At 64.4% G+C, this 14,500-nt stretch carries 11 protein-coding genes; 1 reads left to right on the top strand and 10 read right to left on the bottom strand.

Going from position 1 to position 14,500, the window contains the following annotated elements; all coding sequences use genetic code 11:
• Positions 1-101: 101 nt before the first annotated feature.
• Positions 102-950, bottom strand: coding sequence for an S-formylglutathione hydrolase (fghA, locus tag AC0MAZ_RS23780; RefSeq protein WP_475859402.1), 849 nt, complete (start codon positions 948-950; stop codon positions 102-104).
• A 10-nt stretch (positions 951-960) separates the two neighbouring features.
• Positions 961-2,073 (bottom strand): S-(hydroxymethyl)glutathione dehydrogenase/class III alcohol dehydrogenase, encoded by a 1,113-nt coding sequence (locus AC0MAZ_RS23785; protein WP_254463920.1) that lies wholly within the window; start codon positions 2,071-2,073, stop codon positions 961-963.
• A 107-nt stretch (positions 2,074-2,180) separates the two neighbouring features.
• On the opposite strand from AC0MAZ_RS23785, the gene AC0MAZ_RS23790 reads away from it, so the two are divergent.
• Entirely contained in the window at positions 2,181-3,083 is a 903-nt protein-coding gene (locus AC0MAZ_RS23790) for a LysR substrate-binding domain-containing protein (protein ID WP_254463921.1), read from the top strand.
• Positions 3,084-3,186: 103 nt separating this feature from the next.
• Here AC0MAZ_RS23790 and ispD read toward each other — a convergent pair whose 3' ends face one another.
• The 8 genes from ispD to dnaE all read right to left on the bottom strand — a co-directional run bounded on the left by ispD (position 3,187) and on the right by dnaE (position 14,492).
• On the bottom strand, positions 3,187-3,894 hold the full coding sequence (gene ispD / locus AC0MAZ_RS23795; protein WP_232856797.1) for a 2-C-methyl-D-erythritol 4-phosphate cytidylyltransferase: 708 nt from the start codon (positions 3,892-3,894) through the stop codon (positions 3,187-3,189).
• Positions 3,891-4,172: a cell division protein FtsB gene (gene ftsB, locus AC0MAZ_RS23800; RefSeq protein WP_011535259.1), complete on the bottom strand. Its 282-nt coding sequence runs from the start codon at positions 4,170-4,172 to the stop codon at positions 3,891-3,893. Before ftsB ends, ispD begins: the two co-directional genes overlap by 4 nt.
• 157 nt (positions 4,173-4,329) lie before the next feature.
• Positions 4,330-5,619, bottom strand: coding sequence for a phosphopyruvate hydratase (eno, locus tag AC0MAZ_RS23805; RefSeq protein WP_254463922.1), 1,290 nt, complete (start codon positions 5,617-5,619; stop codon positions 4,330-4,332).
• Between the two features lie 153 nt (positions 5,620-5,772).
• Entirely contained in the window at positions 5,773-6,618 is an 846-nt protein-coding gene (gene kdsA / locus AC0MAZ_RS23810) for a 3-deoxy-8-phosphooctulonate synthase (RefSeq protein ID WP_110701896.1), read from the bottom strand.
• A 3-nt stretch (positions 6,619-6,621) separates the two neighbouring features.
• Complete coding sequence (locus tag AC0MAZ_RS23815) at positions 6,622-8,250, bottom strand: CTP synthase (RefSeq protein ID WP_186714670.1); 1,629 nt, start codon at positions 8,248-8,250, stop codon at positions 6,622-6,624.
• A gap of 270 nt (positions 8,251-8,520) precedes the next feature.
• Positions 8,521-9,816: a tRNA lysidine(34) synthetase TilS gene (gene tilS / locus AC0MAZ_RS23820; protein WP_475859404.1), complete on the bottom strand. Its 1,296-nt coding sequence runs from the start codon at positions 9,814-9,816 to the stop codon at positions 8,521-8,523.
• A 98-nt stretch (positions 9,817-9,914) separates the two neighbouring features.
• Positions 9,915-10,862 (bottom strand): acetyl-CoA carboxylase carboxyltransferase subunit alpha, encoded by a 948-nt coding sequence (locus AC0MAZ_RS23825; RefSeq protein WP_110738407.1) that lies wholly within the window; start codon positions 10,860-10,862, stop codon positions 9,915-9,917.
• 105 nt (positions 10,863-10,967) lie between these two features.
• Positions 10,968-14,492 (bottom strand): DNA polymerase III subunit alpha, encoded by a 3,525-nt coding sequence (gene dnaE, locus AC0MAZ_RS23830; RefSeq protein WP_203651140.1) that lies wholly within the window; start codon positions 14,490-14,492, stop codon positions 10,968-10,970.
• Between the last annotated feature and the right edge of the window lie 8 nt (positions 14,493-14,500).

A 14,500-nucleotide genomic window follows, 5' to 3' on the forward strand; every position in this document is an offset into this window, starting at 1 on the left:
GCGGGTGAACCCGCTCCCACAAGGAACGCTGCAAGCCGAGGGCTGCAGATACCCTGTGGGAGCGGGTTTACCCGCGAAAAAGCCAACACCGCGCTGTCAGGTCAAACCCTGCCCAACGCCACCGCATGATGACGCAGGTGTTCCTCGATGAAGCTGGCGATGAAGTAGTAGCTATGGTCATAGCCCGGCTGCAGGCGCAGGGTCAGCGCATGGCCGCCCTTGCGCGCTGCCTGCTCCAGCGCCTGCGGCTTGAGCTGCTTGTCGAGGAAGTCATCGCGATCACCCTGGTCCACCAGCAACGGCGGGCACTGCCCGGCCTCGGCCAGCAGCACGCTGGCATCCCACTCGCGCCAGCGCGCACGGTCCTCGCCGAGGTAGCGGGAAAACGCCTTCTCGCCCCAGGGGCAATCCATCGGGTTGCTGATCGGCGAGAACGCCGACACCGAACGGTAGCGCCCGGGGTTGCGCAGGGCGCAGACCAACGCGCCGTGTCCGCCCATCGAGTGACCACTGATGCTGCGCTGGTCGGACGCCGGGAAGTGCGCCTCGATCAGGGCCGGCAACTCCTGGACCACGTAGTCGTGCATCCGGTAATGCTGCGCCCACGGCTGCTGGCTGGCATTGAGGTAGAACCCGGCGCCCAGGCCGAAATCCCAGGCACCATCCGGATCGCCCGGCACCTGCTCGCCACGCGGGCTGGTGTCCGGAGCGACGATGATCAGCCCGAGCTCCGCGGCCAGGCGCTGGGCACCGGCCTTCTGCATGAAGTTCTCGTCGGTGCAGGTCAGGCCGCTGAGCCAGTACAGCACCGGCAGCTTCTCGCCCTGCTCGGCCTGGGGCGGCAGGTAGACGGCGAACACCATGTCGCAGCCGAGCACCTTGGAAGTGTGCCGGTAACGCTTGTGCCAGCCGCCGAAGCTTTTCTGGCAGGAGAGGTTTTCCAGGGTCATGGCGAGGCCCTCAGAAGTGGATCACGCTGCGGATGCTCTTGCCTTCGTGCATCAGGTCGAAGGCCTTGTTGATGTCTTCCAGGCCCATGGTGTGGGTGATGAAGGTGTCCAGCGGGATCTCGCCCTTCTCGGACATCTCGACGTAGCTCGGCAGCTCGCTGCGACCACGCACGCCGCCGAAGGCCGAACCGCGCCAGACGCGGCCGGTGACCAGCTGGAACGGACGGGTGGCGATTTCCTGGCCAGCACCGGCCACGCCGATGATCACCGACTCGCCCCAGCCCTTGTGGCAGCACTCCAGCGCCGCGCGCATCAGTTGCACGTTGCCGATGCACTCGAAGGAGAAATCGACGCCGCCGTCGGTGAGGTCGACGATTACTTCCTGGATCGGGCGGTCGTAGTCTTTCGGGTTGATGCAGTCGGTAGCGCCCAGCTGGCGGGCGATCTCGAACTTGGCCGGATTGATGTCGATGGCGATGATGCGCGAAGCCTTGGCCTTGACCGCGCCGATCACTGCCGACAGGCCGATGCCGCCAAGGCCGAAGATGGCCACGGTGTCACCCGGCTTGACCTTGGCGGTGTTGAGTACCGCGCCGATGCCGGTGGTCACGCCGCAACCGAGCAGGCAGACCTTCTCCAGCGGAGCTTCCTTCTGGATCTTGGCCACGGAGATTTCCGGTAGCACGGTGTACTCGGAGAAGGTCGAGGTGCCCATGTAGTGGAACAGCTGCTGGCCCTTGTAGCTGAAGCGGGTAGTGCCGTCGGGCATCAGGCCCTTGCCCTGGGTGGCGCGGATGGCCTGGCACAGGTTGGTCTTGCCCGACAGGCAGAATTTGCACTGGCCGCATTCGGGGGTGTACAGCGGGATCACATGGTCACCGACCGCCACCGAGGTAACGCCCTCGCCCACCGCCTCGACGATCGCCCCGCCTTCGTGACCGAGGATCGACGGGAAGATACCTTCCGGGTCGGCGCCGGACAGGGTGTAGGCGTCGGTATGGCAGACACCCGAGGCGACGACGCGCAGCAGCACTTCGCCGGCCTTGGGCATGGCCACGTCCACTTCGACGATTTCCAGGGGTTTCTTGGCCTCGAAGGCGACGGCAGCGCGGGACTTGATCATCAAAGGTCTCCAGAAAGATGTCGGTTACTGGCGGTCAGTGTAATTCACCGCCTTTTGATGAATAATCCAGCCACTCACAAAACATTATTGCCATACAGGGATAATCCATGAGCAGTCGCTGGGAGGGCATCGACGAGTTCGTCGCGGTGGCCGAATCGGGCCAGTTCACCGCCGCCGCCGAACGCCTGGGGGTGTCGTCCTCGCACATCAGCCGGCAGATCGCCCGCCTGGAAGAACGCCTGCAGACTCGCCTGTTGTATCGCAGCACCCGACGGGTGACCCTGAGCGAAGCCGGGCAGACCTTTCTCCAGCACTGCCAGCGCCTGCAGGATGGCCGCGAGGAGGCGCTGCGCGCCATGGGCGACCTGGCCAGCGAGCCCAAGGGCCTGCTGCGCATGACCTGCGCGGTGGCCTATGGCGAACGCTTCATCGTGCCGCTGGTGACGCGCTTCATGGCGCAGTATCCGCAGTTGCGGGTCGAAGTGGAGCTGAGCAACCGTACCCTCGACCTGCTGCATGAAGGCATGGACCTGGCGATTCGCCTGGGGCGCTTGCAGGATTCGCGGCTGGTGGCCACGCGCCTGGCACCAAGGCGCATGTACCTGTGCGCGTCGCCGGCCTACCTGGAGCGCTATGGGCGGCCGCACAGCCTGTCGGAGCTGGCGCGGCACAACTGCCTGGTGGGCAGTTCGGACCTGTGGGCACTGCAGCAGGAGGGTCGCGAGATCACCCAGCGGGTGCAGGGCAACTGGCGCTGCAACAGCGGCCAGGCGGTGCTGGACGCGGCGCTGCAGGGGATGGGGCTGTGCCAGTTGCCGGACTACTACGTGCTCGAACATTTGCACAGCGGGGCGCTGGTGTCGTTGCTGGAGGGGCATCAGCCGCCGAATACGGCAGTGTGGGCGTTGTATCCGCAGCAGCGGCATCTGTCGCCGAAGGTGAGGCGATTGGTGGACTATCTCAAGGAAGGGTTGGCGCAGTTGCCAGAATATAGCAGCACTCCCCTGTAGGAGCGGGCTTGCCCCGCGAAGCAGGCGCCGCGTCGCATGGCACCGGCTTTGCCGGTGTTCGCGGGACAAGCCCGCTCCTACAGGGACAGTGCCAGGTCGGCGCTCAGCGGCGCCCGGCCCAGCGCTGGCGCAGCCACTCCAAGTCCTCTGGCCGGGTCACCTTGATGTTGTCGCTGCGCCCTTCGACCAGGCGCGGCGCATAACCGGCCCATTCGATGGCCGACGACTCGTCGGTGACCGCCACATCGGACACCAGGCACTCGGCCAGCGCCCGGTGCAGCATGCCAAGGCGGAACATCTGCGGGGTATAGGCCTGCCAGACGGTGCTGCGATCAACCGTGGCCGCCACCCGGCCCTCGCCGTCGGCACGCTTGAGCGTGTCCCGGGCGGGTACGGCGAGCAATCCGCCGACGGGATCTTCAGCCAGGGCTGACAGCAACTTGTCCAGATCGCTACGTGCCAGGTTCGGCCGCGCGGCGTCGTGCACCAGCACCCAGTCGTCATCCGCCGCGCCCTGGGCATGCAGCAGCAACAGCGCGTTGAGCACCGAGTCGGCGCGCTCGCTACCGCCCGGGGCGCGCTGGATGCGCGGATCGCTGGCGCAACGCAGGCCGGGCCAGTAGGGGTCTTGTTCGGCAATGCTGACCACCAGGCCCTTGAGCATGGGATGGTCGAGGAAACAGTCGAGGCTGTGCTCGAGAATCGTCTGCCCGCCCAGTTGCAAGTACTGCTTGGGACGGTCGGCAGCCATGCGGGCACCAACGCCCGCGGCGGGAATCACGGCCCAGAAGGCCGGCAGTTCGTTTGTCATTTCTGCGGCAGCTGGTAGAGGGTTTCGCCCTCCTTGACCATCCCCAGCTCATGACGAGCCCGTTCTTCCACGGTCTCCATACCTTTCTTCAACTCCAGGACCTCGGCATCGAGCACACGATTGCGCTCCAGCAGGCGTTCGTTTTCCGCATGCTGGTCGGCGATCTGCTGTTTGAGTTCGGTCACTTGCGCCAGGCTGCCATTACCTACCCAAAGGCGATATTGCAGGCCGCCGAGCAGCAGGAGCAGGACGAGGAACAACCAATAGGGACTGCGCATGAAGATATCCAGGGTAAAAAAGGCCGCCGCAGCGAGCTTCCGATAGCACGAAGCCTGGCCGAGGCCAGGCTTCGTCGACAGAAACCCGTGGAGACAACCGAACGATCAGTACGAACGTTCAGCCGGCCCCGGCTGCTGCCTTTTTACCATCTCTTGCTCAGCCGCGAAACTCGGCACGACCGCGATATACGGCCTTGGCGCCCAGTTGCTCCTCGATGCGCAGCAGTTGGTTGTACTTGCTGACGCGGTCGGAACGGCACAGCGAACCGGTCTTGATCTGGCCGGCAGCAGTACCCACGGCCAGATCGGCGATGGTCGAGTCCTCGGTTTCACCGGAACGGTGCGAGATCACCGCAGTGTAGCCGGCGGCCTTGGCCATCTGGATGGCTTCCAGGGTCTCGGTCAGCGAGCCGATCTGGTTGAACTTGATCAGGATCGAGTTGCCGATGCCTTTCTCGATGCCTTCCTTGAGGATCTTGGTGTTGGTCACGAACAGGTCGTCGCCGACCAGCTGGACCTTCTCGCCGATCTTGTCGGTCAGGATCTTCCAGCCGGCCCAGTCGGACTCGTCCAGGCCGTCTTCGATCGAGATGATCGGGAAGCGCTCGGTCAGGCCCTTCAGGTAGTCGGCGAAGCCTTCGGCGTCGAACGACTTGCCTTCGCCGGACAGGTTGTACTTGCCGCCTTCATAGAACTCGGAAGCCGCGCAGTCCAGGGCCAGGGTCACGTCGGTGCCCAGCTTGTAGCCGGCCTTCTCGACGGCTTCGGCGATGGCGCCCAGGGCGTCTTCGTTGGACGCAAGGTTCGGGGCGAAGCCACCTTCGTCACCGACGGCGGTGTTCAGGCCACGGGCCTTCAGCACGGCCTTGAGGTGGTGGAAGATCTCGGTGCCCATGCGCAGGCCGTCGGAGAAGGTCTTGGCACCAACCGGCTGCACCATGAACTCCTGGATGTCGACGTTGTTGTCGGCGTGCTCGCCGCCGTTGATGATGTTCATCATCGGCACCGGCATGGAGTACTGGCCCGGGGTACCATTGAGGTTGGCGATGTGCGCGTACAGCGGCAGGTCCAGGTCCTGGGCGGCGGCCTTGGCGGCGGCCAGGGACACGGCGAGGATGGCGTTGGCGCCCAGCTTGGCCTTGTTCTCGGTACCGTCCAGCTCGATCATGGCACGGTCCAGGGCTTTCTGGTCGGCCGGGTCCTTGCCCAGCAGCAGGTCGCGGATCGGGCCGTTGATGTTGCCGACGGCCTTCAGCACGCCCTTGCCCAGGTAACGGCTCTTGTCGCCATCACGCAGCTCCAGCGCTTCGCGCGAGCCAGTGGAAGCACCCGACGGCGCGCAGGCGCTACCGATGATGCCGTTGTCGAGCAGTACATCGGCTTCCACGGTGGGGTTGCCACGCGAATCGAGAACTTCACGACCTTTGATGTCGACGATCTTTGCCATTGTTGTAAGCACTCCAGAATTGACGAAAACAACGCAGCTTTTGGGAATTCTTGCCGTTCACCAGGCGACATGGCACGGGCAGGCCTGGCGAAGGGAGCCCCTGACCGAAAGGTCAGGGGTGGAACGGGCGGTACTTTACCCGAGAAACGAGCTTTACGCGGTTTCTACCGTCGGAAAACTTTTCACCAGGTCGTCCAGTTGCTTGAGCTGGGCCAGGAACGGCTCCAGCTTGTCCAGGCGCAGGGCACACGGACCGTCACACTTGGCGTTGTCCGGATCCGGGTGGGCCTCGAGGAACAGGCCCGCCAGGCCCTGGCTCATACCGGCCTTGGCCAGGTCGGTGACCTGGGCGCGACGGCCGCCGGCGGAGTCGGCGCGACCACCCGGGGTCTGCAGCGAGTGGGTCACGTCGAAGAACACCGGGTACTCGAACTCTTTCATGATGCCGAAGCCGAGCATGTCCACGACCAGGTTGTTGTAGCCGAAGCTCGAACCGCGCTCACAGAGGATGAGCTGATCGTTGCCGGCCTCGACGCACTTGGCGAGGATGTGCTTCATCTCGTGGGGCGCCAGGAACTGCGCCTTCTTGATGTTGATCACGGCACCGGTCTTGGCCATCGCCACGACCAGGTCGGTCTGGCGCGACAGGAAGGCCGGCAGCTGGATGATGTCGCACACCTTGGCCACCGGCTCGCACTGGTAGGGCTCGTGCACGTCGGTGATCACCGGCACGTTGAAGGTCTGCTTGATCTCTTCGAAGATCTTCAGGCCTTCTTCCATGCCGGGGCCGCGATACGAGTTGACCGACGAACGGTTGGCCTTGTCGAAGCTCGCCTTGAACACGTACGGGATGCCGAGCTTCTCGGTCACCCGCACGTACTCCTCGCAGACCTTCAGGGCCAGGTCACGGGACTCCAGGACGTTCATGCCGCCGAACAGGACGAACGGCTTGTCGTTGGCGATCTCGATGTTACCGACGCGAATGATCTTCTGAGTCATGGATCAGGCCTTGTTCTTCTGTGCCAGGGCAGCCTTGACGAAGCCGCTGAACAGCGGGTGGCCGTCACGCGGGGTCGAGGTGAATTCCGGGTGGAACTGGCAGGCGACGAACCATGGGTGCTCCTTGGACTCGACCACTTCGACCAGCGCGCCGTCTTCGGAACGACCGGACACCACCAGGCCGGCATCGACCAGTTGCGGCAGCAGGTTGTTGTTCACTTCATAGCGGTGACGGTGACGCTCGGTGATCACGTCCTTGCCGTAGCAGTCGTGGACCTTGGAGCCAGCCGCCAGCTGGCAGTCCTGCGCGCCCAGGCGCATGGTGCCACCCAGGTCGGAGGCTTCGGTACGGGTCTCGACCGCGCCGGTGGCATCTGCCCACTCGGTGATCAGGCCGACGACCGGGTGGCCGCTGTTGCGGTCGAACTCGGTGGAGTTGGCGTCTTTCCAGCCCATCACGTTACGGGCGAACTCGATCACGGCCACCTGCATGCCCAGGCAGATGCCCAGGTACGGAACCTTGTTCTCACGGGCGTACTGCACCGCGGTGATCTTGCCTTCCACGCCACGCAGGCCGAAACCGCCCGGGACCAGGATGGCATCGGCGCCTTCGAGCAGGCTGGTGCCCTGGTTCTCGATGTCTTCGGAGTCGATGTAGCGCAGGTTGACCTTGGTGCGGTTGGTGATGCCGGCGTGGCTCATCGCTTCGATCAGCGACTTGTACGCATCCAGCAGCTCCATGTACTTGCCGACCATGGCGATGGTCACTTCCTGCTCAGGGTTGAGCTTGGCGTCGACGACCTTGTCCCACTCGGACAGGTCGGCGCTGTTGCACTGCAGGCCGAAGCGCTCGACGACGAAGTCGTCCAGGCCTTGTGCGTGCAGCACACCAGGGATCTTGTAGATGGTGTCGACGTCTTCCAGCGAGATCACCGCACGCTCTTCGACGTTGGTGAACAGCGCGATCTTGCGACGCGACGAGGCATCGACCGGGTGGTCGGAGCGGCAGATCAGCACATCCGGCTGCAGGCCGATGGAGCGCAGCTCCTTCACCGAGTGCTGGGTCGGCTTGGTCTTGGTCTCGCCGGCGGTGGCGATGTACGGGACCAGGGTCAGGTGCATCAGCATGGCGCGCTTGGAGCCCACTTCGACGCGCAGCTGGCGGATCGCCTCGAGGAACGGTTGCGACTCGATGTCACCCACGGTGCCGCCGATTTCGACCAGCGCGACGTCGGCATCGCCGGCGCCCTTGATGATGCGGCGCTTGATCTCGTCGGTGATATGCGGGATGACCTGGATGGTCGCGCCCAGGTAATCACCACGGCGCTCCTTGCGCAGCACGTGCTCGTAGATACGGCCGGTGGTGAAGTTGTTGTTCTGGGTCATCGTGGTGCGGATGAACCGCTCGTAGTGGCCCAGGTCGAGGTCGGTCTCGGCGCCGTCGTGGGTGACGAATACTTCACCGTGCTGGAACGGGCTCATGGTGCCCGGGTCGACGTTGATGTACGGGTCCAGCTTGAGCATGGTGACTTTGAGCCCCCGCGCTTCCAGGATGGCCGCCAGGGAAGCCGAGGCAATGCCTTTCCCCAATGAAGAAACAACACCGCCCGTGACGAATATGTAGCGCGTCATGAAAAACCCTAGAAGTCTGCGTTAAGGCGGCCAGCGCCGCCGGAGAAAGCGAAGGAAGGCCGAAGCCCCCGATCACCTGCGTCAATCACAGTGCATCTCGAAAAACTGCCGCGTCTGTACAGACCAGGGGTATCCCCGGCATGGAGCTCGCTCGTCATTTTAAGAAATCAGCCCAGCAAAAAACTGCTTGGTAATCGGCAACTCCTGTGTTTTTGCGCAACCCACAGAAGTTGTATCAAGAAGGGAGGGTAGTCTACCGGAATGTACCCTTCAGCTCAAACCTTGCACGTTCGTCGGCGGCTGCCAGTGCAGCTGGCAATCTGCCTGCACCCGCTCGGGCAGGTTGGCCACCGCCAGCAACTGCTCGCCACGATACAGCAGCGGCAGGCGCGGGCGCACGAAGTGCGGGACCTGCAGCTCGTTGAGCAGGCGCTTGAGATCGCGCCGGCCGCGGCCGGGCAGTTGCATGACCTCGCCGCCCTGGCGGTAGCGGATATGCAGGCCTTCACCTGGCAGGCCCGACATCAGGCGAACGCTGCCATTACCCGGCAGGCACAACGGTTTCCCGCTGTCCAGCCAGGGGTAAACGCCCGACACCGCAGCCAGCCAATCGCCACTCAGCCACCAGATACGTCCATGGCTGCGATGCATTTCGCCGTCGGTCAGACGCCAGACCGGGCAGGCATCGGCCGCCGCGTCGCGCAGGTCGCTCCAGCCGGCCCAGTGGCGGCTGTCGGGCAGGCGGGTGCGCTGGCTGAGCCAGAATTGCATGGCGTTGCGTTGACGCGCCGGGGACAGTGCGGTGAGCGCCTCGAGGCTGAGTGAATCCAAACCCAGCCATGACAGCGGCGCATTGTCGCAGGCGACCGCCAGGTCGCTGGCGGCCAGTTCGTCCAGCAGGCCCAGTGCCTCGCCCAGGTGTTCGGCGCTGCGCGCCAGATTGGCTTCGGCCTGGGGCCAGCGCTGGCGCAGGATTGGGAAGACCTCGCCGCGCAGGAAGTTGCGGGCAAAGGCCGTATCGCTATTGGAAGGGTCGTCGACCCATACCAACCCGTGTCTGTCGGCGTAGGCCTGCAACTGCTGGCGCGACAGCCCCAGCAGCGGCCGCACCAGGCTGCCCTGGCCCAGCGGACGCTGTTGCGCCATGGCGGCCAGCCCACGCAGGCCAGCGCCGCGCAACAGACGCAACAGCAGGGTTTCGGCCTGGTCATCGCGGTGCTGACCGGTGAACAGTACCTCGCCTGCGCCCAGCCGTTTTTCGAAGGCGCCGTAGCGGGCGTTGCGGGCCGCTTGTTCGAGGCTGGCGCCGGGGGCGACCTGGACAGGGATTACGTCGAGTTCGACACCCAGGGCAGCGCACACCGCTCGGCAGTGATCGGGCCAGGCATCGGCGGCGGCTTGCAGGCCGTGATGGACATGGAGGGCGCGCAGGGGCGGCGTTGAATGGTTGCGGGAGTATTCGGCGAGCTGGTGCAGGAGGACGGTGGAGTCCAGGCCGCCGGAGAAGGCGACGTGCCAGGCGGGGGCGTTGAGCCAGGGAGAGAGTTGCGCAGTGAGGTCGAGCATAGTAGTCCCTCTTCAAATCGCATCGCGGGGCAAGCCCGCTCCCACGCTACAGAACGTGGGAGCGGGCTTGCCCCGCGATCGAGGGCGTCAGACTACGATCAGAGGCCGTAGCTCATCAGGCGATCGTAACGGCGCTTGAGCAGCGCGTCGTTGTCGAGCTTGCCGAGCATGTCCAGCTGTTCGATCAGGTCGGCGCGAACATTGGCCGCCATCTTCGCCGGATCACGGTGAGCACCGCCCAGCGGCTCCGCGATGACCTTGTCGACGATGTTCAGGCTCTTCAGACGTTCGGCGGTCACGCCCATGGCCTCGGCGGCATCGGCTGCGCGGTCGGCGGTCTTCCACAGGATCGAGGCGCAACCTTCCGGCGAGATCACCGAGTAGGTCGAGTACTGCAGCATGTTCAGCTGGTCGCACACGCCGATGGCCAGTGCGCCGCCGGAACCGCCTTCACCGATCACGGTGGCGATGATCGGCGTCTTCAGGCGCGCCATCACACGCAGGTTCCAGGCGATGGCCTCGCTCTGGTTGCGCTCCTCGGCGTCGATGCCCGGGTAGGCGCCCGGGGTGTCGATGAAGGTCAGGATCGGCATCTTGAAGCGCTCGGCCATTTCCATCAGGCGGCAGGCCTTGCGGTAGCCTTCAGGGCGCGGCATGCCGAAGTTGCGGCGCACCTTCTCGCGCACTTCACGGCCCTTCTGGTGACCGATGACCATGACCGGCTTGTCGTTCAGACGCGCGGTACCACCGACGATGGCGGCGTCGTCGGCGAAATGACGGTCGCCGTGCAGCTCCTCGAACTCGGTGAAGATGTGGTCGATGTAGTCGAGGGTGTAAGGGCGGCGCGGGTGACGGGCCAGGCGAGCGATCTGCCAGCTGGTCAGGTTGCCGAAGATGCTCTCGGTCAGGGTGCTGCTCTTGTCCTGCAGACGGGCAATTTCATCGCTGATGTTCAGCGAGTTGTCGTTGCCCACCAGGCGCAGCTCTTCGATCTTGGCTTGCAGGTCGGCAATCGGCTGTTCGAAATCGAGGAAATTCGGGTTCATAGGCTTCCGTCTTGGGTCTACGGCCAGGCGGCCGGCCGGTTGATCCGTTTGGCGCCCTACCTTAAGGGATCAGGCGCATAAAGGTCGAGATTAAAATTCGTCGTTTCAACGGTATTGCAGGAAGACGTTCTCACGCCCGAACTGGTCACGCAGTGCCTGAATCAGCCCATCGGCCGGATCGATCGACCACTGGTCGCCAAACTGCAGCATGGCCTTGGCGTCGCTGCCGGTGTACTCCAGGGTGATCGGGCAACCACCGCGATGGCGGGTGATCAGCTCGCCCAACCACTTCAGACGATCGCCCTTGAGCGCGTCGTGGCCGACCTTCAGGCGCAGGCTCTCGGCCAGCTTGGTCCGGGCGTCCTCCATGGTCATCACGGTCTTGACCCGCAGGCGCAGGCCGCCGGAGAAGTCATCGTTACTCACCTCCCCTTCCACCACCACCATGGCGTCAGTCTGCAGCAGGGCCTGGGCGCCCATGAAGGCATCGGCGAACAGCGAGGCCTCGATGCGCCCGGAACGGTCATCCAGGGTGACGAAGCCCATCTTGTCGCCCTTCTTGTTCTTCATTACCCGCAGGGCAATGATCATGCCGGCAATGGTCTGGGTATCTCGCGCCGGCTTGAGGTCGACGATGCGCTGGCGGGCGAAGCGGCGGATCTCGGTCTCGTATTCGTCGATCGGGTGGCCGGTCAGGTACAGGCCGAGGGTGTCCTTTTCGCCCTTGAGGCGTTCCTTGAGCGTCAGCTCGCGCACCTTGCGATGGTTGGCGTAGACGTCGACATCCGCCTCGTCGAACATGCCGCCGAACAGGTCGACGTGGCCACTGTCCGCGGTATGAGCGGCCTGCTCGGCAGCCTTGACCGCCTCGCCCAGCGCCGACAGCAAGGTTGCACGGTTGATGTCGATGTTGGCCTGGTAGGCCTTGATCTCGTCATGGAAGTGCGGCCCCAGGCGGTCCAGCGCACCACTGCGGATCAACGCGTCGAGGGTACGCTTGTTGACCCGCTTGAGGTCGATGCGCTCGCAGAAGTCGAACAGGTCCTTAAACGGGCCGCCCTGGGCACGTGCCTCGACGATCGCCTCCACCGGCCCCTCGCCCACGCCCTTGATCGCGCCCAGGCCATAGACGATGCGGCCATCGTTATTGACCGTGAACTTGAAGTCCGAGAAGTTCACGTCCGGCGCATCGAGGCGCAGCTTCATGCTGCGCACTTCCTCGACCAGCACCACCACCTTGTCGGTGTTGTGCATATCCGCCGACAGCACCGCGGCCATGAACGGCGCCGGGTGGTGGGTCTTCAGCCAGGCGGTCTGGTACGACACCAGGCCATAGGCGGCGGAGTGGGATTTGTTGAAGCCGTAGCCGGCGAATTTCTCTACCAGGTCGAAGATGTTGCCGGCCAGGTCCGCCTCGATGTTGTTGGCAACGCAGCCTTCGATGAAACCGCCGCGCTGCTTGGCCATCTCCTCGGGCTTTTTCTTGCCCATGGCCCGACGCAGCATGTCGGCGCCACCGAGGGTGTAGCCGGCCATCACCTGGGCGATCTGCATCACCTGTTCCTGGTACAGGATGATGCCGTAGGTAGGCGCGAGTACCGGCTTGAGGCCTTCGTACTGGTAGTCGGAGTGCGGGTAGGCCAGCTCTGCCCGGCCGTGCTTGCGGTTGATGAAGTCGTCGACCATGCCCGATTGCAGCGGGCCCGGACGGAACAGCGCCACCAGTGCGATGAGATCTTCCAGGCAGTCGGGCTTGAGCTTCTTGATCAGCTCCTTCATGCCACGGGATTCGAGCTGGAACACCGCCGTGGTCTCGGCTTTCTGCAGCAGCTCGTAGGTCTTGCGGTCGTCCAGCGGGATGAAGTCGATGTTGACGTCGGGCAGGTTCTTCTTGGCCTGCTCGCGGTTGATGATCTCCATCGCCCACTTGATGATGGTCAGGGTCCGCAGGCCGAGGAAGTCGAACTTCACCAGGCCCGCCGCCTCGACGTCGTCCTTGTCGAACTGGGTCACCAGGCCGCCGCCCTCTTCGTCACAGGCGATCGGCGAGAAGTCGGTAAGCTTGGTCGGCGCGATCACCACGCCACCGGCATGCTTGCCGGTACCGCGGGTGACACCTTCGAGCTTGAGGGCCATGTCCCAGATCTCGCGGGCATCCTCGTCGCCCTTGAGGAAGTCGCGCAGGATCTCTTCCTGCTCGTAGGCCTTCTCCAGGGTCATGCCCACTTCGAACGGGATCATCTTCGACAGGCGGTCGGCCAGACCGTAGGACTTGCCCTGTACCCGCGCCACGTCGCGCACCACCGCCTTGGCGGCCATGGTACCGAAGGTGATGATCTGGCTCACCGCGTTGCGACCATAAGCCTCGGCCACGTAGTCGATCACCCGGTCGCGGCCATCCATGCAGAAGTCGACGTCGAAGTCGGGCATGGAAATACGTTCAGGGTTGAGGAAGCGCTCGAACAGCAGGTCATAGGCCAGCGGGTCGAGGTCGGTGATCTTCAATACATAGGCCACCAGGGAGCCGGCACCCGATCCCCGGCCCGGGCCAACCGGCACGTCGTTGTTTTTCGCCCACTTGATGAAGTCCATAACGATAAGGAAGTAACCGGGGAAGCCCATCTGGATGATGATATCCAGCTCGAACTTCAGACGGTCCAGGTAGACCTGGCGCTTCTCTTCGTAGTTGGGCGTGGTCTCCTTCGGCCAGAGCACCGCCAGGCGCTCCTCCAGGCCCTCGTGGGAGACGTGACGCAGGTAGTCGTCGATGCCCATGCCGTTGGGCGTGGGGAAATCGGGGAGGAAGTACTTGCCCAGCTGCACGGTGATGTTGCAACGCTTGGCGATCTCGACGGTGTTGGCGATGGCGTCCGGCAGGTCGCTGAACAGCTCGGCCATCTCCTCCGGCGACTTGAGGTACTGCTGGTCGCTGTAGCCGCGCGGGCGGCGCGGGTCGTCGAGGGTCCAGCCCTCGCCGATACAGACGCGGGTCTCGTGGGCGTCGAAGTCCGACTGCTTGATGAAGCGCACGTCGTTGGTCGCCACCAGCGGCGCGCCAAACTTGTCGGCCAGGGCCACGGCGGCGTGCACGTACTCTTCGTCACCGGCGCGGTTGGTGCGCTGCAGCTCGACGTAGAAACGATCCGGGAACAGGCCCATCCAGTCGCCGAGCAGGGCTTGGGCCTCGTCTTGGCGCCCGGCCATCAGGGCCACGCCGATATCACCTTCCTTGCCAGCGGACAGGGCGATCAGCCCCTCGCTGGCCGGGGCGATCCAGTCGCGCTGAATGATCACCAGGCCGTTGCGCTGGCCGTCGGTCCAGCCGCGCGAGATCAGCTCGGTGAGGTTGCGGTAGCCCTTGGGGTTCATGGCCAGGAAGCAGATGCGCGACAGCGGCGCCTCGGGGTCGGCGCCGGCCAGCCACAGGTCGGCGCCGCAGATCGGCTTGATGCCGGCGCCCATGGCGGTCTTGTAGAACTTCACCAGCGAGCACATGTTGCTCTGGTCGGTGATCGCCACCGCCGGCATGTTCATCCCGGCCAGGGCCTTGGCCAGCGGCTTGATCCGCACCAGGCCGTCGACCAGGGAGAATTCGGAGTGCACGCGAAGGTGAACGAAGGAGACCGGCATGGAGGATC

Source organism: Pseudomonas sp. A (assembly GCF_056270345.1).

What these genes read in the sequence shown, in the direction of transcription:
- ispD (WP_232856797.1), bottom strand. Translation starts at nt 3,894, where the DNA reads ATGACAAACGAACTGCCGGCCTTCTGGGCCGTGATTCCCGCCGCGGGC.
- AC0MAZ_RS23815 (WP_186714670.1), bottom strand. Translation starts at nt 8,250, where the DNA reads ATGACGCGCTACATATTCGTCACGGGCGGTGTTGTTTCTTCATTGGGG.
- tilS (WP_475859404.1), bottom strand. Translation starts at nt 9,816, where the DNA reads ATGCTCGACCTCACTGCGCAACTCTCTCCCTGGCTCAACGCCCCCGCC.
- ftsB (WP_011535259.1), bottom strand. Translation starts at nt 4,172, where the DNA reads ATGCGCAGTCCCTATTGGTTGTTCCTCGTCCTGCTCCTGCTGCTCGGC.
- fghA (WP_475859402.1), bottom strand. Translation starts at nt 950, where the DNA reads ATGACCCTGGAAAACCTCTCCTGCCAGAAAAGCTTCGGCGGCTGGCAC.
- dnaE (WP_203651140.1), bottom strand. Translation starts at nt 14,492, where the DNA reads ATGCCGGTCTCCTTCGTTCACCTTCGCGTGCACTCCGAATTCTCCCTG.
- AC0MAZ_RS23785 (WP_254463920.1), bottom strand. Translation starts at nt 2,073, where the DNA reads ATGATCAAGTCCCGCGCTGCCGTCGCCTTCGAGGCCAAGAAACCCCTG.
- AC0MAZ_RS23790 (WP_254463921.1), top strand. Translation starts at nt 2,181, where the DNA reads ATGAGCAGTCGCTGGGAGGGCATCGACGAGTTCGTCGCGGTGGCCGAA.
- eno (WP_254463922.1), bottom strand. Translation starts at nt 5,619, where the DNA reads ATGGCAAAGATCGTCGACATCAAAGGTCGTGAAGTTCTCGATTCGCGT.
- kdsA (WP_110701896.1), bottom strand. Translation starts at nt 6,618, where the DNA reads ATGACTCAGAAGATCATTCGCGTCGGTAACATCGAGATCGCCAACGAC.
- AC0MAZ_RS23825 (WP_110738407.1), bottom strand. Translation starts at nt 10,862, where the DNA reads ATGAACCCGAATTTCCTCGATTTCGAACAGCCGATTGCCGACCTGCAA.